The sequence below is a fragment of the Bacillus sp. PS217 genome, assembly GCF_037963535.1.
Lineage (GTDB): Bacteria > Bacillota > Bacilli > Bacillales > Bacillaceae > Bacillus > Bacillus subtilis.
In genome coordinates, this window is sequence record NZ_CP150157.1 from 350,732 (window position 1) to 371,923 (window position 21,192).

The 21,192-nt window shown below is 45.4% G+C and carries 19 protein-coding genes and 1 pseudogene; 16 read left to right on the forward strand and 4 right to left on the reverse strand.

Features of this window, described 5'->3' with window-relative positions:
* The first annotated feature begins 16 nt into the window (after positions 1-16).
* From NSQ83_RS02010 to znuB, 4 genes are all read left to right on the forward strand, one after another.
* Complete coding sequence (locus NSQ83_RS02010; RefSeq protein WP_198879039.1) at positions 17-1,702, forward strand: alpha-glucosidase; 1,686 nt, start codon at positions 17-19, stop codon at positions 1,700-1,702.
* A gap of 187 nt (positions 1,703-1,889) precedes the next feature.
* Positions 1,890-2,849: a metal ABC transporter substrate-binding protein gene (locus NSQ83_RS02015; protein WP_086343416.1), complete on the forward strand. Its 960-nt coding sequence runs from the start codon at positions 1,890-1,892 to the stop codon at positions 2,847-2,849.
* A gap of 55 nt (positions 2,850-2,904) precedes the next feature.
* A complete protein-coding gene (gene znuC / locus NSQ83_RS02020) occupies positions 2,905-3,600 on the forward strand; it encodes a zinc ABC transporter ATP-binding protein ZnuC (RefSeq protein WP_003234730.1) in 696 nt (231 codons plus the stop codon).
* A complete protein-coding gene (gene znuB, locus NSQ83_RS02025; protein ID WP_014478745.1) occupies positions 3,558-4,400 on the forward strand; it encodes a zinc ABC transporter permease ZnuB in 843 nt (280 codons plus the stop codon). Before znuC ends, znuB begins: the two co-directional genes overlap by 43 nt.
* A 37-nt stretch (positions 4,401-4,437) precedes the next feature.
* On the opposite strand, the gene NSQ83_RS02030 is transcribed toward znuB, so the two are convergent.
* Positions 4,438-5,433: an LLM class flavin-dependent oxidoreductase gene (locus NSQ83_RS02030; protein WP_198879040.1), complete on the reverse strand. Its 996-nt coding sequence runs from the start codon at positions 5,431-5,433 to the stop codon at positions 4,438-4,440.
* 283 nt (positions 5,434-5,716) lie between these two features.
* Here NSQ83_RS02030 and NSQ83_RS02035 point away from each other — a divergent pair, with 283 nt between their 5' ends.
* The 7 genes from NSQ83_RS02035 (at position 5,717) to niaP (ending at position 12,470) form a co-directional block, all read left to right on the forward strand.
* A complete protein-coding gene (locus NSQ83_RS02035) occupies positions 5,717-6,316 on the forward strand; it encodes a TerD family protein (protein WP_003234725.1) in 600 nt (199 codons plus the stop codon).
* 21 nt (positions 6,317-6,337) lie between these two features.
* Positions 6,338-6,919: a TerD family protein gene (locus tag NSQ83_RS02040; RefSeq protein WP_003234723.1), complete on the forward strand. Its 582-nt coding sequence runs from the start codon at positions 6,338-6,340 to the stop codon at positions 6,917-6,919.
* Between the two features lie 34 nt (positions 6,920-6,953).
* A complete protein-coding gene (locus NSQ83_RS02045) occupies positions 6,954-7,517 on the forward strand; it encodes a TerD family protein (RefSeq protein WP_339238933.1) in 564 nt (187 codons plus the stop codon).
* 51 nt (positions 7,518-7,568) lie between these two features.
* The gene (locus NSQ83_RS02050) at positions 7,569-8,342 is read left to right on the forward strand and encodes a TerC family protein (RefSeq protein ID WP_003234719.1); all 774 of its coding nucleotides are present in this window, start codon (positions 7,569-7,571) and stop codon (positions 8,340-8,342) included.
* A gap of 83 nt (positions 8,343-8,425) precedes the next feature.
* Positions 8,426-10,039, forward strand: a complete 1,614-nt coding sequence (locus NSQ83_RS02055) for a YceG family protein (protein WP_339239225.1) — start codon at positions 8,426-8,428, stop codon at positions 10,037-10,039.
* Between the two features lie 15 nt (positions 10,040-10,054).
* Positions 10,055-11,146 carry a toxic anion resistance protein gene (locus NSQ83_RS02060; RefSeq protein WP_003234715.1) on the forward strand — a complete coding sequence of 364 codons (1,092 nt, stop codon included), beginning with the start codon at positions 10,055-10,057 and terminating at the stop codon, positions 11,144-11,146.
* A 121-nt stretch (positions 11,147-11,267) separates the two neighbouring features.
* Positions 11,268-12,470, forward strand: coding sequence for a niacin permease NiaP (gene niaP / locus NSQ83_RS02065; RefSeq protein ID WP_069837227.1), 1,203 nt, complete (start codon positions 11,268-11,270; stop codon positions 12,468-12,470).
* Between the two features lie 290 nt (positions 12,471-12,760).
* Here the strand turns inward: niaP and NSQ83_RS02070 are convergent, their stop codons facing one another.
* Both NSQ83_RS02070 and NSQ83_RS02075 read right to left on the reverse strand, forming a co-directional pair.
* A complete protein-coding gene (locus NSQ83_RS02070) occupies positions 12,761-13,933 on the reverse strand; it encodes an MFS transporter (protein WP_061891263.1) in 1,173 nt (390 codons plus the stop codon).
* Between the two features lie 68 nt (positions 13,934-14,001).
* Positions 14,002-14,304 (reverse strand): metalloregulator ArsR/SmtB family transcription factor, encoded by a 303-nt coding sequence (locus NSQ83_RS02075; protein WP_010886398.1) that lies wholly within the window; start codon positions 14,302-14,304, stop codon positions 14,002-14,004.
* A 289-nt stretch (positions 14,305-14,593) separates the two neighbouring features.
* Between NSQ83_RS02075 and opuAA the strand changes: the two genes are divergently transcribed.
* The 3 genes from opuAA to opuAC are packed head-to-tail and all read left to right on the forward strand — an operon-like array spanning position 14,594 to position 17,581.
* A complete protein-coding gene (opuAA, locus tag NSQ83_RS02080) occupies positions 14,594-15,850 on the forward strand; it encodes a glycine/proline betaine ABC transporter ATP-binding protein OpuAA (protein WP_024571578.1) in 1,257 nt (418 codons plus the stop codon).
* A gap of 1 nt (position 15,851) precedes the next feature.
* Positions 15,852-16,700, forward strand: coding sequence for a glycine/proline betaine ABC transporter permease subunit OpuAB (opuAB, locus tag NSQ83_RS02085; RefSeq protein WP_003234703.1), 849 nt, complete (start codon positions 15,852-15,854; stop codon positions 16,698-16,700).
* Positions 16,700-17,581, forward strand: a complete 882-nt coding sequence (gene opuAC / locus NSQ83_RS02090) for a glycine/proline betaine ABC transporter substrate-binding protein OpuAC (protein ID WP_003234700.1) — start codon at positions 16,700-16,702, stop codon at positions 17,579-17,581. The genes opuAB and opuAC overlap by 1 nt, the downstream gene beginning before the upstream one ends.
* A gap of 37 nt (positions 17,582-17,618) precedes the next feature.
* On the opposite strand, the gene NSQ83_RS02095 is transcribed toward opuAC, so the two are convergent.
* Positions 17,619-18,770 (reverse strand): M20 peptidase aminoacylase family protein, encoded by a 1,152-nt coding sequence (locus NSQ83_RS02095; protein ID WP_029317212.1) that lies wholly within the window; start codon positions 18,768-18,770, stop codon positions 17,619-17,621.
* A 149-nt stretch (positions 18,771-18,919) separates the two neighbouring features.
* Between NSQ83_RS02095 and NSQ83_RS02100 the strand changes: the two genes are divergently transcribed.
* Both NSQ83_RS02100 and NSQ83_RS02105 read left to right on the forward strand, forming a co-directional pair.
* On the forward strand, positions 18,920-20,353 hold the full coding sequence (locus NSQ83_RS02100) for a YfcC family protein (RefSeq protein ID WP_003246402.1): 1,434 nt from the start codon (positions 18,920-18,922) through the stop codon (positions 20,351-20,353).
* Between the two features lie 115 nt (positions 20,354-20,468).
* Positions 20,469-21,070, forward strand: a pseudogene (locus NSQ83_RS02105) (DUF6773 family protein).
* Positions 21,071-21,192 lie beyond the last annotated feature (122 nt).

Sequence of the window (21,192 nt, forward strand, 5' to 3'; positions counted from 1 at the left end):
ACAGGGGGATTGCGGGATGAAAACGGACTGGTGGAAGAATGCAGTGGTGTACCAAATTTACCCGAGAAGCTTTCAGGACAGCAATGGAGACGGAATTGGGGACTTGCGGGGGATTATTTCCCGTCTTGACTACATAAAGGAGCTCGGGGCAGATGTGATTTGGATTTGCCCGATCTATCCTTCTCCGAATGTTGATTACGGCTATGATGTGACAAACCATAAGGCGATTATGGATTCTTACGGAACAATGGACGATTTTCACGAGTTGCTGGACCAGGTGCATCAGCGGGGATTAAAGCTGGTGATGGACTTTGTGTTAAATCACACCTCGGTCGAGCATCCGTGGTTTAAAGAAGCGGAGCTGGACAAAAACAGCAAATACCGCAGCTATTATTATTGGCGTCCCGGCACAAAGAACGGCCCGCCGACGGACTGGCTCTCAAACTATGGATGCCCGGTCTGGCAATACGAAGAGCACACCGGAGAATACTATCTCCATATGAATGCCGTCAAACAAGCTGATTTAAACTGGGAAAATCCCGAAGTTCGCCGGGCGGTGTATGACATGATGAAATTTTGGCTCGATAAAGGGGTCGACGGTTTGCGAATTGATCAGCTCCATCTCATTTCTAAGAAAGAATATCTTCCTTCGTATGAGGACTATATCAATCAGCAGGCAGAGCCGAAGCCCTTTCAGCCAAATGGCGAACGAATCCATGACTATTTAAAAGAAATGACAGATGAAGTGTTTTCTCAATATGATGTCATGTCTGTCGGAGAGGTCGGCAGTGTCACACCGGAAGAAGGCCTTAAATATACGGGAACAGATAAGCATGAGCTGAATATGATTTTTCACTTTCAGCATATGGAGCTTGATCAGCAGCCCGGAAAAGAACATTGGGATTTGAAGCCCCTTGAGCTTTCTGATTTAAAATCGGTTTTGACAAAATGGCAAAAGAAGCTTGAACATCAAGGCTGGAATACATTGTTTTGGTGCAACCACGACCAGCCCCGGATTGTGTCCAGATTCGGAGACGATGGGGAATACCGCAAAGCATCAGCGAAAATGCTGGCAGCCGTACTTTATTTTATGAAGGGCACGCCGTATATTTATCAGGGAGAAGAAATCGGGATGACAAACGCGCCGTTCACCCGGATTGAAGACTACAAAGATATCCAAACGATCAATATGTATCATAAACGGGTGTTTGAAAAAGGCTATGATCCAAATGATGTGATGAAATCGATCTTAGCCAAAAGCCGGGATCACGCCCGGACCCCGATGCAGTGGAACAGCGGCAAAAATGCCGGATTTACTGACGGCACGCCTTGGCTGAAGGTCAATCCGAACTTCACCGCAATCAATGTGGAGGAAGCGCAGAGAGACCCTGATTCGGTCTTAATCTATTACAAAAAGCTGATCAGCCTGAGAAAGCAGTACGCTGACCTCATGAAAGGAAGCTTTGATCTTTTGCTTCCGGACGATCCGCAGCTGTTTGTATACATGAGAGGAAACAGTAAACAGCAGCTTTTGTCGGTCAATAATTTTTCAAAAGAGCAAGCTGTTTTTCAGTGGCCTAAGAACTGCGGCAAAGCTCAGGCCTCTCTGCTTCTCAGCAATTATAACAACAATGATCTTGCTGACGAAATGGTGTTCCGGCCTTATGAGAGCAGGGTCTATCTTCTGGACAAAACAAACTAATGATTGAAGTAGCCCGGCATTCTTAGCCGGGTTTTTTTAGTACATATATCCGCTCTGCAGGCGGGAAGAATAAATGAAAATGAAATTTATTCTTGCAAAACGTAATGACTTCGGTTTATTATAATATAGGATTACAAAATCGTTATCATTTTGATTTAAAGTTACTGAAAAAGAGGGGATATACGATATGTCTAAAAAATGGAGCGGTTTGTTTGTGATTGCAGCGTGCTTTTTATTAGTTGCAGCATGCGGCAACTCATCAACAAAAGGGTCGGCGGATTCAAAGGGTGATAAACTGCACGTTGTCACAACGTTCTACCCGATGTATGAATTCACAAAACAAATTGTAAAAGACAAAGGCGATGTGGATCTGTTAATCCCATCTTCCGTTGAACCGCATGATTGGGAACCGACGCCGAAAGACATTGCCAACATTCAGGATGCTGATTTGTTCGTTTATAATAGTGAATACATGGAGACATGGGTTCCGTCAGCTGAAAAAAGCATGGGCCAAGGCCATGCCGTTTTCGTTAATGCAAGCAAAGGCATTGATTTAATGGAAGGCTCTGAAGAAGAACACGAAGAGCATGATCATGGGGAGCATGAGCACAGTCATGCAATGGACCCTCACGTATGGCTTAGCCCTGTTCTGGCACAGAAGGAAGTTAAAAATATTACGGCGCAAATCGTGAAGCAGGACCCGGATAACAAAGAATACTATGAGAAAAATAGTAAAGAATATATTGCAAAACTGCAGGATCTTGATAAACTATATCGTACAACCGCAAAAAAAGCGGAGAAAAAAGAATTTATCACGCAGCATACAGCTTTTGGCTATCTGGCAAAAGAATACGGCTTGAAGCAGGTTCCGATTGCAGGGCTTTCACCTGACCAAGAACCGAGCGCAGCCAGCTTGGCAAAGCTGAAAACATATGCCAAAGAACATAATGTAAAAGTTATTTACTTTGAAGAAATTGCATCCTCAAAGGTCGCAGATACGCTCGCCAGTGAAATCGGCGCGAAGACAGAAGTGCTGAATACACTGGAAGGCTTGAGCAAAGAAGAACAGGATAAAGGTTTAGGGTATATCGACATTATGAAACAAAACCTCGATGCCCTGAAAGATTCACTATTGGTTAAATCATAAGATAGTGTGCGCCGGAGGGGTGCACACTATTTCTTTGTGAGAAAGGAAGATTAACATGAATCTCGTCTCATTGAAAGATATCGTTTTCGGCTATTCCCATACGCCTGTTTTAGATAAAGTATCACTTGATATTGAAAGCGGTGAGTTCGTCGGCATCACTGGACCAAACGGCGCCTCTAAATCGACGCTCATAAAGGTAATGCTCGGCATGCTGAAACCGTGGGAAGGCACAGTGACGATCAGTAAAAGGAATACAGAAGGGAAACGCCTGACCATAGGGTACGTCCCGCAGCAAATTTCTTCATTTAATGCCGGATTTCCGAGCACGGTGCTGGAGCTTGTTCAGTCAGGCCGCTATACAAAAGGGAAATGGTTTAAACGTTTAAATGAAGAAGATCATCTTGAAGTAGAAAAAGCATTGAAAATGGTGGAAATGTGGGACCTCCGCCATCGTAAAATCGGTGATTTATCAGGCGGACAGAAACAGAAAATCTGTATCGCCAGAATGCTCGCCAGCAACCCGGATCTGCTGATGCTGGACGAACCGACGACAGCTGTTGATTACGACAGCAGAAAAGGATTTTACGAATTTATGCATCACCTTGTGAAAAATCACAACCGCACAGTTGTGATGGTTACTCACGAACAAAACGAAGTACAGCAATTTTTAGATAAAGTGATTCGATTAGAGAGAGGAGAAAAAGGCGGATGGAAATGTTTGACTTGGAATTCATGCGACGAGCTTTTCTAGCAGGCGGCATGATCGCCGTCATGGCTCCAATACTAGGAGTGTATCTCGTTCTCAGAAGACAGGCCTTAATGGCTGACACACTTTCACATATCTCATTGTCAGGTGTTGCCATCGGCTTTTTTCTCAGCACCAATATAACCGCAGCAAGCATAGTCGTCGTGACCATCGGCGCGATCGGAATTGAATACATGCGGCGGGCGTATCGGACTTATTCAGAAGTGTCCATTGCCATCTTAATGGCAGCTGGTTTGTCCTTCGCGATGTTTTTAATCAGCCTTTCCAAAGGCACAGCCAATATGAGCATCGATCAATACCTATTTGGATCGCTTGTGACAGTAAACCAGCAGCAGGTCTATATTATCAGTATTATCACACTGCTGATCCTGCTTTATTTTATCGTACTGAGAAGGCCGCTCTACCTGCTGACGTTTGATGAAGCAACAGCCAAAACATCGGGAATCAATACAAACGTTCTCTCGTTGTCATTCAGTATTGTCACAGGCCTTGCGATTTCAGTCATTATTCCGATCATCGGGGTCCTTCTTGTATCGGCCCTGCTCGTATTGCCGGCAGCCTTCGCCATCAGAATTGCAAAAGGCTTTAACATGGTTTTCATTACAGCCATACTCATTTCATTATTCAGCGTATTTACGGGACTGACATCATCCTATCAGCTCGGGACGCCGCCAGGTCCGTCTATTACCCTGCTTTTGATCGTTTTGCTATTAATCGGATTTGCAGTTCAGGGAGTTTGGACGTTTATCAAAAAAGAAGCTCAGCGCAAAAAAAGGCACCGATAACATGAAAAGCAGTTTTCCCTAGAGAAAACTGCTTTTTTTATAGAAACAATCCGGCAAGGCGCTCATAAGATTCCTTTTTCGCCTCAAAATCAAACACATTGCACAGAACCATGATTTCATTTGTTTCGTAGCGGCCTGTGAGGTCTAACAGCTGTTGTTTGACAGTGGTTGGAGAACCGATCACCATCCGCTTTCTGTTTTCTTCTATGAGTTTTTTATCGGACGCTGTGTAGGGATGAGCTTTCGCCTCCTCGATGCTTGGCACGCGGCTGTCCAAGCCTTTTCCGACGCGAAGAAGCCACAAATCCTGGCTTAATGCGAGTTCTTCTGCCTCTTCATCTGTTTTTGCGCAAATGACAAAAATCGTAAACAGTGCGGATGGATTCGAAAAATGGGCTGAGGGCCGAAAGCTTTCCCGGTAGATGCGGAATGCATTTTCTCCTCGCTCGGGATTAATGAAATGCCCAAATACATATCCAATCCCCTGGTGCGCCGCGCGTCTTGCGCTGTTTTCACCAAGACCGAGCACCCATAGCTCGGGTGCCGTACCAATAAGGGGCGCCGCTTTGATTCCGGCATACGGATGGTCGGGAGGAAGGGAATCTGTTAGAAAATAAGAGACATCCTGCAGCTGTCTGTTAAATTCGGTTAAGCTTTTTTTCACCCCGTCCGTTAATGCAAGCCTGGTTTTTGTCGTGCCGCCTGGAGAACGGCCGACGCCGAGGTCAATCCGGTTTGGATACAGGGCCTCAAGCTGGCGAAAGGTTTCAGCCACTTTAAATGGGCTGTATTGGGGCAGAAGCACGCCGCCTGATCCGACACGAATGGTGTTTGTCTGTGCTGCGATGCGGGCGATCATGATTTCAGGCGCTGTGCTTGCCAGTCCTTTCGTGCTGTGATGCTCGGCAAACCAATAACGCTTATAGCCCCACTCTTCGCTTAATTGGGCAAGCTCAACCGAATGCTGAAGAGTTGTCACAGGGCTTTCTCCTTTAGAAACAGGTGCCTGATCAAGTATGCTTAATTGAATCAAAAGGCCGCTTCCTTTCTGTCTGTTTTTAGATGGTGACACCAGAATAGGCAAAATGACTTGCCCGCGTCAAATGGTTTGTTTAAGAAGCGCACTTTATAGCATTTGCAAATCATATATCAAATATGGAAGTTTTTTTTCGAGGTTTTTCGTCAATTATTCTTAACTTTTACGAAACTTTGATATAATAACAAACGTATATATTAGTAATTTACGGCTTATTTTCCTTGTGAGCGTAAAAATAAATGTGACTATCTTCACATTTCGATGAGTAGGAGTGAATCGTGTGGCAATTTCTTTAGAAAAAGGTCAACGAATTGATTTAACAAAAGGAAAAGCCGGTCTGTCAAAATTGATGGTCGGTCTCGGCTGGGACCCAGTGTCCTCAGGCGGAGGGTTCTTCAGCAAACTGCTTGGCGGAGGCGGTCCGAATATCGACTGTGACGCTTCAGTGCTGATGTTGGAAAACGGAAAATTCACCGATAAGAAAAACCTGATTTATTTCGGCAACCTGAAAAGCCGCTGCGGCGGTGTACAGCATACAGGCGACAACCTGACGGGTGACGGTGCGGGCGATGACGAGCAAATTATGATAGATTTAGATAAAGTGCCTGGAAACATCGATAAGCTTGTATTTGTAGTGAACATTTACGATTGTGTCAGAAGAAAACAAGATTTCGGCATGATTCAAAATGCGTTTATCCGCGTAGTTGATCAATCTAATCACGAGGAAATGCTCAAGTACAATTTGAGAGACAATTACGCCGGCAGAACAAGCCTGATTACAGCAGAAATCTACCGCAGCGGCAGTGAGTGGAAGTTTGCGGCGATCGGTGAAGGCACAAACGATACGAGATTAGAAGATATTATCAGCCGATACGTATAAAAGAAAAGGAGTGGATGAAACATGACAATTTCATTGGCAAAAGGACAAAAAGTAGATTTAACAAAAACAAATCCGGGTCTTTCAAAGGTTGTTGTCGGTTTAGGCTGGGATACGAACAAGTATGACGGCGGGCACGACTTTGATCTTGACTCAAGTGTGTTTCTGTTAGACGCCGCAGGCAAATGCGCATCTCCAAACGACTTTATTTTCTACAACCAGCTTGAAGGCGGCAACGGTTCAGTCGTTCATTCAGGCGACAACCTGACTGGTGCTGGCGAAGGCGACGATGAGAATGTAAAAGTAAATCTCAGCGCTGTACCGGCAAACATTGATAAAATCTCATTTGTTATTACCATTCACGATGCAGAAGCGCGCAGCCAAAACTTTGGACAAGTATCAAACGCGTTTGTCCGCATCGTAAATGAAGAAACAAATGAAGAGCTCATCCGTTACGATCTTGCAGAAGATTTCTCTATTGAAACGGCAATCATTGCAGGGGAGCTTTACAGACATAACGGCGAGTGGAAATTCTCAGCAATCGGCTCAGGCTACCAAGGCGGCCTTGCCCGCATTGCAACAGACTACGGTTTGCAAGTCGGTTAAGACAAATACGAAGAGCAGAAAGGAGAGAGGCAGTATGGCCATTCAATTATCAAAAGGACAGCGCATTGATTTAACAAAAACAAATCCGGGACTGACTAAAGCGGTGATCGGCTTAGGCTGGGATACAAACAAGTATTCCGGCGGACACGATTTTGACCTGGATGCTTCGGCCTTTTTAGTTGATGCGCATGATAACTGCGTAAATGATCTCGATTTCGTCTTCTATAATAACCTTGAACATCCGAGCGGCGGTGTCATCCATACGGGTGAGGGCGATGGAGATGATGAGCAGATTATCGTTGATTTCTCAAAAATCCCTGCTCACATTGAGAAAATCGGCATCACAGTGACCATTCACGACGCTGAAGCACGCAGCCAAAACTTTGGACAAGTTTCCAATGCATTTGTCCGCGTTGTGGATGAAGAAACGCAGAATGAGCTTCTTCGCTTCGATTTGGGAGAAGACTTCTCCATTGAAACAGCTGTTGTCGTTTGTGAGCTTTACAGACACGGCGGCGAGTGGAAATTCAATGCAATCGGCAGCGGATTTTCTGGCGGGCTGGCTGCATTGTGCCGGAATTACGGTTTGCAAGTGTAAGCGAGTGACAAATAGAGAAGTCACCGTTTCAAATTAATAGGAGGAAAAAACTTGGACTTTTTACATCATATTTTGTCTACGTATGCTTCATTTTTCGATTGGAAAATGTGGGGGGAAGTTCTGACTGATCCTGTTTCCTGGGGTTTGATCGGTTCCCTTGTTGTTCTGGAAGGCCTTTTATCGGCCGATAACGCGCTTGTTCTTGCGGTCATGGTTAAACACCTGCCGGAAAAACAGCGGAAAAAAGCGTTAACGTATGGTTTGTTTGGAGCTTATATTTTCAGGTTTATTTTCATCGGGCTCGGTATGCTTCTCATTAAATTCTGGTGGATCAAGGTGCTTGGCGCGCTTTACCTGGCTTGGCTCGTCATTAAGCACTTCTGGATAGGCGAAAAAGAAGAGGAAGCGGACGGCATCAAGAAAAACTCTTGGATGGTCCGCACGTTTGGGATCTTCTGGGCGACTGTCATTTCAGTAGAATTAATGGATCTTGCCTTCTCTGTGGACAGCATCCTGGCCGCGTTTGCAGTATCTGAAAAAGTATGGGTGCTTCTGATTGGCGGTATGCTTGGTATTTTAATGATGCGTACAGTGGCAAAAGTGTTCCTTGTGCTGATTGATAAAATTCCTGAGCTGGAAAACACAGCATTCGTCTTAATCGGCATTATCGCGCTGAAAATGGCGGGGAGCGCTTTCCATTACGAAATGCCGCACTCTGTATTCTTCATCATCATTATCGCTGCATTTGCGGTAACATTGATCATTCACTACATCAATAAACAAAAGCAGGTGCGCGAACAAACAGCCGCTTCAAAAGAAGAATAAAACAAAACAAGGAGGGAGGTTCAATGTCCTTCCTTTTTTGTTACCGAAATATCGTTCAATGACAAACCGGAAAGGAGGATATGATGAGACAAGAAGAACTAACCATTCATAAAGCTCTTCCGCCTGATGGCGATTGGAAAAGCCTGCTGTTTCAACCATTGCCGGAGCGGGATCACTATGAAACTGCACAAGGCCTTTCTTTTTCTCGTCTTGCCGGTCAGATATTGGGCACGCCTATTGATGAGACGGACTACTATAACGAGCTGTATGAGCTGTCTGTAAACGACCGTATAACGATTTTGAGTGAAACGCTTGATAAAACAATCGAACCGGAAACATTTCAAAAGCTTCAGCATATTCATTCCATCAATCAGAAAGAAAAAGGGCTGTCAGTCAGCCGCTTTGTTGCCTTTCTGGACGGGGAAAAGCTGATTGCGAAGCACTCAAATCCCCTGATGCACCGCCATTTAAGAAAAGCGCTGATGACGCTTTTACATACCTTTGCGGACAGTCATGAAAAGGGGCTGAATCATCCTGATTTTCGCAGAGTGCTGCTTGATGTCTCGAAGTTTTCCTTAAACCATCTGAACCCTTGGCTGGAAAAAACCGATATAGAGCGGGAGATGCCGAAGGTTGTTTGGTATGGAGATGCGACGAAAAGCCAGCTCTATTTCTTATATTATCTGATGCTGGTCGGCTGTGATGTACTGCTGTTCCATCCGGCGGGAACGGATCAGCTGGCGCTTGTCGACCCGAAGCAGGAGCTCGGTTTTACGGAAAAGCTCCCGGATGTTTCGGAGCTTCAGCCGTTTCCGAAAGAAAAACCAGACCGGAAATCAACAGTGGCTTACCGCTCAACAAAGGAAATTGAACATGTGCTGAATCACGAGGAATCCATGCTGTATAAGCCGTGGCAGTTCAGAGATCACACACCGGTGTCCGTTACGCTGAAAACGACCTATGATGAATTGTTTTTAATCACGAAAGAACGCGCCTTTATTCGGCCGAATTTCAAAGCTGATAAACATTCCATTGAGATTCCGAATGTATTCGCCAAAATTATGGGCGTGTCGAAAGACAATAAGGAATATTGGAACAGGCTTCATACTCTAGCGGATTATCAGGAAACAGAAATGGTAAGAAGCTTTCCATTTACAGAAGAAATAAAGTCGAACTATCAATTTCACTACAGCCACGCACTTGATCAAGAAGGGAACATTGATCCGGACAAGCTGATGGCAAGCAATGTGTGGCAGTACAAACAGCTGCCGGCAGGCGTTCAGACTGCCATTGCCAAAACGATTTCGAGAATGTGCAGGCACCCGCGGCTTAAGGCTTTGCATCAGGAACAAGTCAAGGATGTTCAAATCTATTTGTTTAAACAAACAACAAACCTGCCTGCTAATCTGCTGAAATTGATTCAAATGTTCGACTATGCGCAAACCGTTCCGAAACTCGTTTTATATCATACGGAAATGAGCGGCGGACTCACGCGTTCGGATGCTGCTGCCCTGCTGTTCCTGAATGAAATCGGAATCGATATCATCATTTATAATCCGCCCGGACACCAGGATATAGAGCAGTTTATTGAAGAGGATCAGTATGATATCCACTGGCTGGATGACATGGTGTTTCAGCAGGACTACAAAGAGCCTTCGCTTGTGAAAAGGCTCTTCAGAACCATTACCCAAAAATAAGGAGAGAAGAAAAGCATGACAACAGAAAATCAAAATCCGCTTGTTCTCGATAAAAATGAAGAGATTTCCCAGCAAAAAGCTGACGATATCCGTCTTCAGCTCCGTCAGGAACCAGAAGTGAAGCGGCTTGCTCAACAAATTGACGTCAAAAACCAAATGGAGCTGCTTGAGTACGGCAAGGAGCCGGCCGTTGAAATATCCAAGTTCTCTGACCGCATCTTAGGGATGATGAAAACAACAAGCGTGACAGACTCCGGCACAATGCTGACTCAGCTTGGGAAAATCATGGACCGCTTCGACAAAAATGATTTTGATGAGCCAAAGGGATTAATGGCGAAAATTTTCAAACGCGGCGGCAGCATGATTGAAAAAATCTTTAAAAAGTATCAGACGCTTGGCGGAGAGATTGAAAAAATCCACGTTGAGATTTCAAAATACAAAGATGAGATGACGAAGACGAACTACACGCTCGATGAAATGTATGAAAACAATATCAAATACTATATGGAGCTTGAAAAATACGTCGTTGCCGGGCAGATGAAACTGGAAGAGATGCAGTCGATCCTTCCTTCATATGAGGAAAAAGCGGCAAGCGGGAACCAGCTGGCGCAAATGCAGCTCGATACGTTGCGCAACGGCATTCAGGCGCTTGAGGAACGGGTGTATGATCTTGACATGGCACGGATGGTGGCGCTTCAAACCGCACCTCAAATCCGTCTCCTGCAGCGAGGAAATGCAAAGCTGATCGGGAAAATCAACTCCGCGTTTATCATTACCATTCCGATTTTCAAAAACGGCATTATTCAGGCTGTTACGGTAAAGCGGCAAAAGCTTGTGGCTGATTCCATGAGCGAGCTTGACCGCCGGACAAACGAGATGCTGAAACGAAATGCTGAAAACATCTCGAGCCAAAGTGTTGAAATTGCGAGAATGGCCGGCAGACCGAGCATAGATATTGAAACGATTGAATCGTCTTGGAACACGATTGTCAGCGGCATGCAGGAAACAAAACAAATCGAAGAAGAAAACAAGCGCCTCCGCGAAGACGGCGCGAGACGAATTGCCCAGCTTCAGGATAATATTAAAAAAGCAGCATTGCAGCAATAATAAAAACCCCGCTTGTGGAACATAAGCGGGGTATTTCAATTACATCATTTAGTTAATGACAATGTGTAAAGACAGGTGTAAACTTAAACGGTAATCATTTTGCATATCAGAGGTGTTGGCAATGGGAAAACAACAGTCTATATCCCAGCGTAAACTGCTGGGCGTCGCCGGTTTGGGGTGGCTGTTTGATGCAATGGATGTCGGAATATTATCGTTTATTATCGCCGCGCTCCATGTAGAGTGGAATCTGTCGCCCGAAGAAATGAAATGGATCGGAAGCGTCAATTCCATCGGCATGGCTGCGGGTGCGTTTTTGTTTGGTTTGCTTGCTGATCGAATCGGCCGCAAAAAAGTGTTTATCATCACCCTTTTATGCTTTTCCATCGGAAGCGGCATTTCCGCTTTTGTGACAAGTTTATCGGCATTTCTAATCCTTCGTTTCGTGATTGGTATGGGACTTGGCGGCGAGCTTCCAGTCGCTTCAACACTCGTTTCGGAAGCGGTTGTGCCTGAAAAGCGGGGCAGAGTGATTGTGCTTTTGGAAAGCTTTTGGGCCGTGGGCTGGCTCGCAGCGGCCTTGATTTCTTACTTTGTGATACCAAGCTTCGGCTGGCAGGCTGCACTTCTGTTAACTGCGCTGACTGCTTTTTATGCGCTGTACCTGCGGACGAGTCTGCCTGATTCGCCGAAATATGAATCGCTTTCTGCCAAAAAGAGGTCGGTGTGGGAGAATGTAAAAAGCGTCTGGGCAAGACAGTATATACGGCCGACCGTGATGCTGTCGCTCGTTTGGTTCTGTGTGGTGTTTTCTTATTACGGCATGTTCCTATGGCTCCCGAGTGTCATGCTGCTGAAAGGCTTCAGCATGATTCAAAGCTTTGAATATGTCCTGCTGATGACGCTTGCTCAGCTACCTGGCTATTTCTCTGCCGCATGGCTGATTGAAAAAGCGGGCCGGAAGTGGATACTTGTCATTTACTTGATTGGCACAGCAGGAAGCGCCTATTTCTTCGGAACAGCGGATTCCTTAAGTCTTCTGCTTACGGCTGGCATGCTGTTATCGTTTTTCAATCTCGGTGCGTGGGGCGTGCTGTATGCTTATACCCCGGAGCAATACCCGACTGCGATTCGGGCAACAGGTTCAGGAACGACAGCAGCGTTTGGAAGAATCGGCGGCATCTTCGGGCCTTTGCTCGTCGGAACCCTGGCAGCCCGTCATATTTCGTTTTCGGTCATCTTTTCAATCTTTTGCATTGCAATCTTACTCGCGGTTGCTTGTATTTTGATTATGGGGAAAGAAACGAAACAAACTGAGCTAGAATAGGAAAAGCACCTCTTGAAAGAGGTGCTTTCAGCGTGTCGACAAACCCTCGCATTCGTTGTCAGGACTGCGCTTCGGTGCTCAATGCGAAGTGGATCAACGGCTAAATTCTCAGGCGTCCTGCCTAAACGCCGTCGTCATCACATCCTGTGAATGTCCGCTCCTATGCTCGTCCTTCCTAGACTTCAAGGGTTTTCAATCACGCTGAAAAGATGACAAAATCCTAAAATGAAAACCATTTTAGGATTTTGTCAACAATCTGAGGCACCTCTTGAATGAGGTGCTTTTTTTTTTTACATCTGCGCCCGGGCTGCGGATTGGCGTTTCCCGGTTTTACTGATTGCCTGGTAGAGCGTCATAGAAAGTATGAACAAAATGGCAGTAAATCCTGTGACAGCTCCGAAATGCTGTGTGCTTTGATATAAAAAACCTGCAATACTTGTACCGACAGTGGTCCCGGCATACATAGCGGCATTGGAAAGGGAAGCGATGGTTCCTCGCGCATTTGGTGCAATGGATTGAAAGACACCCATCATTAACGGAAAGATGATGCCAGCTGTAAAGAACGTGAGAAAAAAGCCGGCTTCTACTAAAAACAAGTTTGGAAAGAACGGAAGAGCGAAATAGAGAGCGCCCATTAGCAGCATCCCGCTGATCAGTGTTTTAAACATGCCCAGCTTTTCTGAAACCCGGCTGCCGATAAGGCTCCCGAGCATATTTCCCAGTCCGAGTACAAGCATAGCTGCGCCAATTTGTGACACGGTTAAATGATAATCCGCGGAAAGCCAAGTACCCAGAAAGCTGAACGATGCGAAGTTTCCGGTTTGAAACAGAAAATAGGCAAGCAGAATGACCGATGTTTTCGGCAATGAAAAAAGCTCCCGATAGGGGTTGACAATTGATGGGCGCGCCAATGGTTCAGAAGGCCGGATGCCAGGCATGACCGCCGCCAGGATCAATAGAAGAATAAGCGAGCACGCTGACAAAACGAAAAATGGCGTATGCCATGTAAAGGAAGCGAGAAACCCTCCAATAGGAAGTCCGAGCATTTGTGAAGCGGCCAAACCTGCTGTCGCAATCCCCATGCCTTTTATGATCTGAGAAGGCTGGACAATGACTGGGATGGACGCCCAAATTTGAGGCGTCACAAACGCAGCGCTAACGCCTGCGGCAAAACGGAACAGGCACATGGCGGCAAAAGAGGGAGCGATGCCGCATAAAAATGTGGATACGATAAAGCCTGCAAGTCCCCACAGCATGACTGTTTTCCTGTTCAGCCGGTCTGAGATTGGGCCTGCAATGAAAGCGAAGAGCGCATAACCGAGTGCATAAGCACTGACCATCCAGCCTGACAAATCAGTAGAGACATGAAACTGATCCTGTAAAAGGGGGAGAAGCGGCGAAAGCAAAAAGGTATCCGTGCCAATGACAAACATGACACTGAAGAAAAGCCAAATGCGATTCAAATTTTATCACTCCTATTGTTTTATAACTTTGAAACTATGAAACAGATATGTATAGAGAAAACCCTTTGTTAGAGGGTTTCCAAAAAGCCAGGCAGGTATGTTTGAAATGTGTCTTCACGCAGACTGACGTATTTTGTCCGCGAATCTTTCCGGGTTGCCGTCAATCCCGCTTCACGCAGCGTTTTAAAATGATAAGATGCCGTGGTTTTGACAATATTGCACTTTTCACCTACTTCACCGCAGCTGAGTTCTTTTCCGCTGACATAAAGCGTACGAATAATGGCAAGCCTTGATTCATCAGACAGTGCTTTAAAAATTTGCGCTCTGATTTGATCATCTGATTGTTTCATAGTCATGAAACTATAATACATAATTGATGTTGAAAAAGCAACTTATTTTTCCAGTAAAGGAGAGGGAAGTCATAAGAGGAAGGAGGAATTCAATTCCAATAAAAGCGTTTTCAACTAAAGATAGGCGAAAAATCACCCGTAAAATACAATCATATAGGAGGATTACAGAGCATTTAGAAGCATAAATAAGATCATGTGGTCACATGGATGTTTATAAAGAAATGGTACAGAATAAAAGAGAATATGCTGTTTGTGTGGGAAGTTACATAAATGTTACGGTAATAAAGATTGCTTAATATGGAGGGAAAATATGAGTGTAGATGAGAAACCAATTAAGATAAAAGTCGAGAAAGTCTCTAAGATTTTTGGGAAACAAACAAAGAAGGCAGTTCAAATGCTTGCCAACGGAAAGACAAAAAAAGAGATCCTGAAAGCAACCGGATCAACCGTTGGTGTTAATCAGGCAGATTTTGAAGTATATGATGGTGAGATATTTGTCATCATGGGTCTATCAGGGAGCGGTAAATCAACTTTAGTACGGATGTTAAACCGGCTTATTGAACCGACTGCCGGAAATATTTACATTGATGGTGACATGATAACAAATATGTCTAAAGACCAGCTCCGGGAAGTCCGCCGGAAGAAAATCAGCATGGTCTTCCAAAAGTTCGCTCTGTTCCCGCACAGAACGATACTTGAAAACACAGAATACGGACTGGAACTTCAAGGTGTAGACAAACAAGAGCGGCAGCAAAAAGCGCTTGAGTCTCTTAAGCTCGTTGGACTGGAAGGATTTGAACACCAATATCCCGACCAGCTTTCCGGCGGGATGCAGCAGCGTGTCGGCCTTGCCCGCGCGTTGACAAATGATCCGGACATTCTTCTGATGGACGAAGCGTTCAGTGCGCTTGATCCATTGATTCGTAAAGATATGCAGGATGAACTTCTTGATCTTCACGATAATGTCGGAAAAACGATTATCTTTATTACGCATGACTTGGACGAAGCGTTGCGGATCGGCGACAGAATTGTCCTAATGAAGGACGGCAACATCGTTCAAATCGGCACGCCTGAAGAAATCCTGATGAATCCATCTAACGAATATGTTGAGAAATTCGTCGAAGATGTTGATTTGTCTAAAGTCCTCACAGCAGGCCACATTATGAAACGCGCTGAAACAGTGCGGATTGATAAAGGGCCTCGCGTAGCATTGACACTGATGAAAAACCTTGGAATTTCTTCAATTTATGCAGTGGATAAACAAAAGAAATTATTAGGTGTTATCTATGCGTCTGATGCGAAAAAAGCGGCTGAGTCTGATTTGTCACTTCAAGACATCTTGAATACAGAATTTACGACTGTACCAGAGAATACGTATCTGACTGAGATTTTTGACGTTGTGTCCGATGCGAATATTCCAATTGCGGTTGTGGATGAGAAGCAAAGAATGAAAGGAATTGTCGTAAGAGGCGCGCTGATTGGCGCACTTGCCGGCAATAACGAGTATATCAATGCTGAAGGCACTGGTGAACAAACACAAGATCCTTCTGTACAGGAGGTGAAGTAAGATGGATAGACTGCCTAGAATACCTTTAGCAGATATCATTGACCGTTTTGTTGACTGGATTACGATGACGTTTGGCGGATTCTTCGACGGAATTGCAAACGGATTGGCCGCTTTTGTAAATGGAATTGTCACCGGTCTTGGATTTATTCCATCTATTTTGTTAACAATTATTTTCGCTGCACTTGCGTGGTGGATCAGTACAAGGGGAATTGCGTTATTTACATTGATTGGATTCCTTCTGATCGATTATTTAGGATATTGGGACCCAATGCTGCAAACATTGGCGCTTGTGTTGACATCTGTGATTATTTCGATTGTGGTCGGGGTACCGATCGGAATTTGGGCGTCTCAGAAGGAAACGGTTCGCCGTATTGTAACGCCAATTCTTGATTTAATGCAGACAATGCCTGCTTTCGTATATCTATTGCCGGCGATTTTCTTCTTTAACATCGGTGTTGTGCCGGGTGTTGTTGCATCTGTTATCTTCGCGATGCCGCCGACAATCCGCATGACTGTTCTCGGTATTAAACAAGTGCCGGCGGATCTGATTGAAGCGACTGAGGCATTCGGTTCTACAACAGCTCAGCGTTTGTTTAAAGTTCAGCTTCCGCTTGCGACAAAAACGATTTTGGCCGGAATTAACCAGAGCATCATGCTTGCGTTATCAATGGTTGTTATCGCCGCAATGGTCGGTGCACCGGGACTTGGTTCTGAAGTATACAGTGCCGTTACACAGCTGAAAACCGGGGTCGGAGTAGAGGCCGGTATCGCCATCGTTATCGTTGCCATTACCCTGGACCGTATTACTCAAAATATTAAAGTGAAGAAGAAAAGCAGGGGGAATGCCTGATGCTTAAAAAAATCATCGGCATCGGCGTTTCAGCCATGCTGGCGCTCTCACTTGCGGCTTGCGGTTCAGAAAACGATGAAAATGCATCCGCAGCAGAACAAGTGAATAAGACCATCATCGGGATTGACCCCGGTTCAGGGATTATGTCCCTGACTGACAAAGCGATGAAGGATTATGACCTGAATGACTGGACATTGATTTCAGCGTCAAGTGCTGCGATGACCGCTACGCTTAAAAAGTCATACGACCGTAAGAAACCGATTATCATTACAGGATGGACTCCGCACTGGATGTTCTCCAGATATAAGCTGAAATATCTCGATGATCCGAAACAATCTTATGGCAGCGCAGAGGAAATCCATACGATCACACGCAAAGGCTTCAGCAAAGAGCAGCCGAATGCCGCAAAGCTTCTGAGCCAGTTTAAATGGACGCAAGACGAAATGGGCGAAATCATGATCAAGGTGGAAGAAGGCGAGAAACCTGCCAAAGTTGCTGCTGAGTACGTGAATAAACACAAGGATCAGATTGCCGAATGGACAAAAGGCGTTCAAAAGGTGAAGGGAGACAAAATCAACCTTGCCTATGTGGCGTGGGACAGTGAGATTGCAAGTACAAACGTCATAGGCAAAGTCTTAGAAGACTTGGGCTATGAGGTAACACTTACTCAGGTAGAGGCTGGGCCGATGTGGACTGCAATTGCGACGGGAAGTGCGGATGCATCCCTTTCCGCATGGCTGCCGAATACCCATAAAGCATACGCCGCTAAATATAAAGGCAAATATGATGATATTGGCACCAGTATGACTGGTGTGAAGATGGGGCTTGTTGTTCCTCAATATATGAAAAATGTCAACTCAATTGAAGATTTGAATAAATAATGGAGAAAGCAGCCTGTAGCCAGGCTGCTTTTTTGCGTTAAGAAGCGTTAGCGGCAGCAAGTGATTCCGCCTTCTGAAATGTTTTGAGCACGGCATTCGCTAAAATGTGAATGCCGTTGAACATCGCATTTCTGTCAAAGGTCATGTGCGGATGATGGAGCCCCGGCTGGAGCCCGCAGCCTAGGCCAAGCATCGTTGTTTTCAGATTCGGCACCTTCACGGCGTAAAAATGGAAATCCTCTCCGCCGGTAGTGACAAGCGGGTCATCAAGCCGCTCAGCCCCGATGATATCTGTAATGGCTTCTGCCATGATCGCTTCAGCTTCTTTGTTTTGTGTTGCCGCAGGAAGGCTGTGTTCTTTTTGCAGCTCGATTTTTGCGCCGAATGCAGCGGCGGCCGCTTCACAGGCTCTTTCTGTTTCGGCGATTAACGCCTCCATGGCTTCATTGGTCTGTGCGCGCAAATCAAGGCTGAACGATGCTTTTCCTGGAATGATGTTAGAGCTTTCACCGCCGGCTTGAAGTTTTGTCATTTTGACGGTATGCGGGATTTGCGGGTCAATATGAATGAGTCCGAGCTTATGTACAAGAAATGCCGCAATTTCAATGCTGTTTTTCCCGAGGTGCGGACGGGCGCCATGAGCCTCTTCCCCGATGATCGTTCCCTCAATGTGCTGGCTTGATCCGTGCAGAATAGACGGAGCGCAGCGGCCGTTCTGTGTTTCCTGGATCGGACGGACGTGAACGCCATACAAATAGTCGATGTCATCAAGCACGCCTTCTTCTATCATTTTCAAGGCGCCGCCGCCTTTTTCTTCTGCCGGCTGAAAGATAAAACGGATTGTGCCCTTCGGAAGCTCAGGTTGTTTTTTTAGCAGCATTAACGTGCCCAATGCCATTGTCATATGTGAATCGTGTCCGCAGGAATGGTTGGCGCGAAATGTGCCGTTAACCTCCTGCCACAGCGCGTCAATATCAGCGCGTACCGCTACAACAGGTGAGCCTGAGCCGATTTCGCCGACAACCCCGGTGCAGTCTGAAAACGTGCGCGTCCGGCACCCTAAATCCTCAAGCTTTTGTTTCAAAAATGAAGTTGTCTCATATTCCTTCCAGCTGACTTCAGGGTTCGCGTGCAGATGCTCGAAGATGTCCATAATGGTTTGTTTCATGTCTTCTGAAAGCTTTTGCATGGTAAGAAATACCTCCTTCTATCAGAATGAATTTTTACCTTCTTTACTTTATTTATATTGAAACAGGAAGATAGGCTGTATATAATATAGCACATATTGCTACTATTCAGAATAATTAATATTTTCAAACAGAGGGGATGGATCGAAATATGAGTATGCCAGCAGCCGAAACACAGCCTAAGAAAAAACGTATGACATTTAAAATGCCTGACGCCTATGTCCTCTTATTTATGATTGCTTTCATTTGCGCAATCGCTTCATATATTGTGCCGGCAGGTGAATTTGACCGCGTGACAAAGGGGGATGTCACGACCGCTGTTCCGGGAAGCTATCATTCAATTGAACAGTCTCCGGTCAGCTTGATCAGCTTTTTTACTTCTCTACAGGATGGAATGGTTGGATCAGCACCCATCATCTTTCTGATTTTATTCACAGGCGGCACCATTGCTATTCTAGAAAAAACGGGTGCCATCAATGGCCTGATTTACAATGTCATCAGCAAATTCCGCACAAAGCAATTATTATTTATTTGTATTGTCGGCGCATTGTTCTCCATTCTCGGAACAACCGGGATTGTCGTGAATTCAGTTATCGGTTTTATCCCCATCGGCCTCATTGTGGCACGATCCTTAAAATGGGACGCAGTCGCGGGAGCCGCTGTTATATACATCGGCTGCTACGCTGGATTTAACTCCACCATATTATCACCGTCACCGCTCGGTTTATCACAATCAATCGCGGAGCTCCCTCTTTTCTCAGGAATCGGCCTGCGAGTTGTGATATACATATGCTTTTTGCTGTCTTCTATTATTTATATCTATTTGTATACGAGAAAATTAAAAAAATCAAAAGATGCCAGTGTGTTAGGAACAGATTGGTTCCCTGCGGCAGGAATGGGCGAAGCCGGTAAAGAAGAAGATCAGTCAGTGCCGTTTACCGTTCGCCATAAGCTGATTTTGGCTGTGGCGGGACTCTCACTTGTCGGATTTTTATACGGCGCTTTGAAGCTTGGCTGGTCAGATTCCCAAATGGCTGCAACATTTATTTTTATTTCTGTCCTTGCCGGTTTAATAGGCGGGCTTGCGGCGAACGATATTGCCAAAACCTTCATTACGGGCTGCCAAAGTCTTGTATACGGGGCGCTGATTGTCGGGATGGCACGAAGCATTTCCGTTATCCTTGAAAATGGAAAGCTTCTCGATACTGTCGTCAATGCTTTGGCTTCACTTTTGGATGGATTCAGCCCGATTGCTGGGGCAATCGGCATGTATATCGCCAGTGCGCTGCTTCATTTTCTCATCTCTTCAGGTTCTGGCGAAGCCGTTGTATTTATTCCAATCCTGGCGCCGCTCGCTGATTTGATGGGAATCACGAGACAGGTTGCGGTTGAAGCGGTTATGCTTGGAGAAGGGGTCGTCAACTGTGTGAACCCGACATCCGGCGTTCTCATGGCGGTGCTTGCCGCCAGCGGTATTCCGTATGTCAAGTGGCTGCGGTTTATGGTGCCGCTTGCTCTGATTTGGTTCTTGATCGGGCTTGTCTTTATCGTGATCGGCGTCATGATCAATTGGGGGCCGTTTTAACGATTGCTGCCCGCCGGCTTGTACGGCGGGCTTTTGAGTTATTCATTGCAGAAGCGCAGGCTGTTATTGTAACATGTAAGCCATAAGCCATTCGTAAAAGTGCGGGAGGAAGGTCATGAATAATCTGCGTAATAGACTTTCAGGCGTGAATGGGAAAAATAAGAGAGTAAAAGAAAAAGAACAAAAAATCTGGTCGGAGATTGGGATGATAGCGGGAGCATTTGCGCTGCTTGATGTGATCATCCGCGGCATTATGTTTGAATTTCCGTTTAAAGAATGGGCTGCAAGCCTTGTGTTTTTGTTCATCATTATCTTATATTACTGCATCAGGGCTGCGGCATCCGGAATGCTCATGCCGAGAATAGACACCAAAGAAGAACTGCAAAAACGGGTGAAGCAGCAGCGAATAGAATCAATTGCGGTCGCCTTTGCGGTAGTGGTGCTTACGATGTACGACAGGGGGATTCCCCATACATTCTTCGCTTGGCTGAAAATGATTCTTCTTTTTATCGTCTGCGGCGGCGTTCTGTTTCTGCTTCGGTATGTGATTGTGAAGCTGGCTTACAGAAGAGCGGTAAAAGAAGAAATAAAAAAGAAATCATCTTGAAAAATAGATGGTTTCTTTTTTTGTTTGGAAAGCGAGGGAAGCGTTCACAGTTTCGGGCAGCTTTTTTTATAGGAACATTGATTTGTATTCACTCTGCCAAGTTGTTTTGATAGAGTGATTGTGATAATTTTAAATGTAAGCGTTAACAAAATTCTCCAGTCTTCACATCGGTTTGAAAGGAGGAAGCGGAAGAATGAAGTAAGAGGGATTTTTGACTCCGAAGTAAGTCTTC

What these genes read in the sequence shown, in the direction of transcription:
- niaP (WP_069837227.1), top strand. Translation starts at nt 11,268, where the DNA reads ATGGGAAAACAACAGTCTATATCCCAGCGTAAACTGCTGGGCGTCGCC.
- NSQ83_RS02040 (WP_003234723.1), top strand. Translation starts at nt 6,338, where the DNA reads ATGACAATTTCATTGGCAAAAGGACAAAAAGTAGATTTAACAAAAACA.
- NSQ83_RS02010 (WP_198879039.1), top strand. Translation starts at nt 17, where the DNA reads ATGAAAACGGACTGGTGGAAGAATGCAGTGGTGTACCAAATTTACCCG.
- NSQ83_RS02015 (WP_086343416.1), top strand. Translation starts at nt 1,890, where the DNA reads ATGTCTAAAAAATGGAGCGGTTTGTTTGTGATTGCAGCGTGCTTTTTA.
- opuAB (WP_003234703.1), top strand. Translation starts at nt 15,852, where the DNA reads ATGGATAGACTGCCTAGAATACCTTTAGCAGATATCATTGACCGTTTT.
- NSQ83_RS02055 (WP_339239225.1), top strand. Translation starts at nt 8,426, where the DNA reads ATGAGACAAGAAGAACTAACCATTCATAAAGCTCTTCCGCCTGATGGC.
- NSQ83_RS02100 (WP_003246402.1), top strand. Translation starts at nt 18,920, where the DNA reads ATGAGTATGCCAGCAGCCGAAACACAGCCTAAGAAAAAACGTATGACA.
- NSQ83_RS02060 (WP_003234715.1), top strand. Translation starts at nt 10,055, where the DNA reads ATGACAACAGAAAATCAAAATCCGCTTGTTCTCGATAAAAATGAAGAG.
- NSQ83_RS02045 (WP_339238933.1), top strand. Translation starts at nt 6,954, where the DNA reads ATGGCCATTCAATTATCAAAAGGACAGCGCATTGATTTAACAAAAACA.
- NSQ83_RS02095 (WP_029317212.1), bottom strand. Translation starts at nt 18,770, where the DNA reads ATGCAAAAGCTTTCAGAAGACATGAAACAAACCATTATGGACATCTTC.
- NSQ83_RS02075 (WP_010886398.1), bottom strand. Translation starts at nt 14,304, where the DNA reads ATGTATTATAGTTTCATGACTATGAAACAATCAGATGATCAAATCAGA.
- znuB (WP_014478745.1), top strand. Translation starts at nt 3,558, where the DNA reads ATGGAAATGTTTGACTTGGAATTCATGCGACGAGCTTTTCTAGCAGGC.
- opuAA (WP_024571578.1), top strand. Translation starts at nt 14,594, where the DNA reads ATGAGTGTAGATGAGAAACCAATTAAGATAAAAGTCGAGAAAGTCTCT.
- znuC (WP_003234730.1), top strand. Translation starts at nt 2,905, where the DNA reads ATGAATCTCGTCTCATTGAAAGATATCGTTTTCGGCTATTCCCATACG.
- opuAC (WP_003234700.1), top strand. Translation starts at nt 16,700, where the DNA reads ATGCTTAAAAAAATCATCGGCATCGGCGTTTCAGCCATGCTGGCGCTC.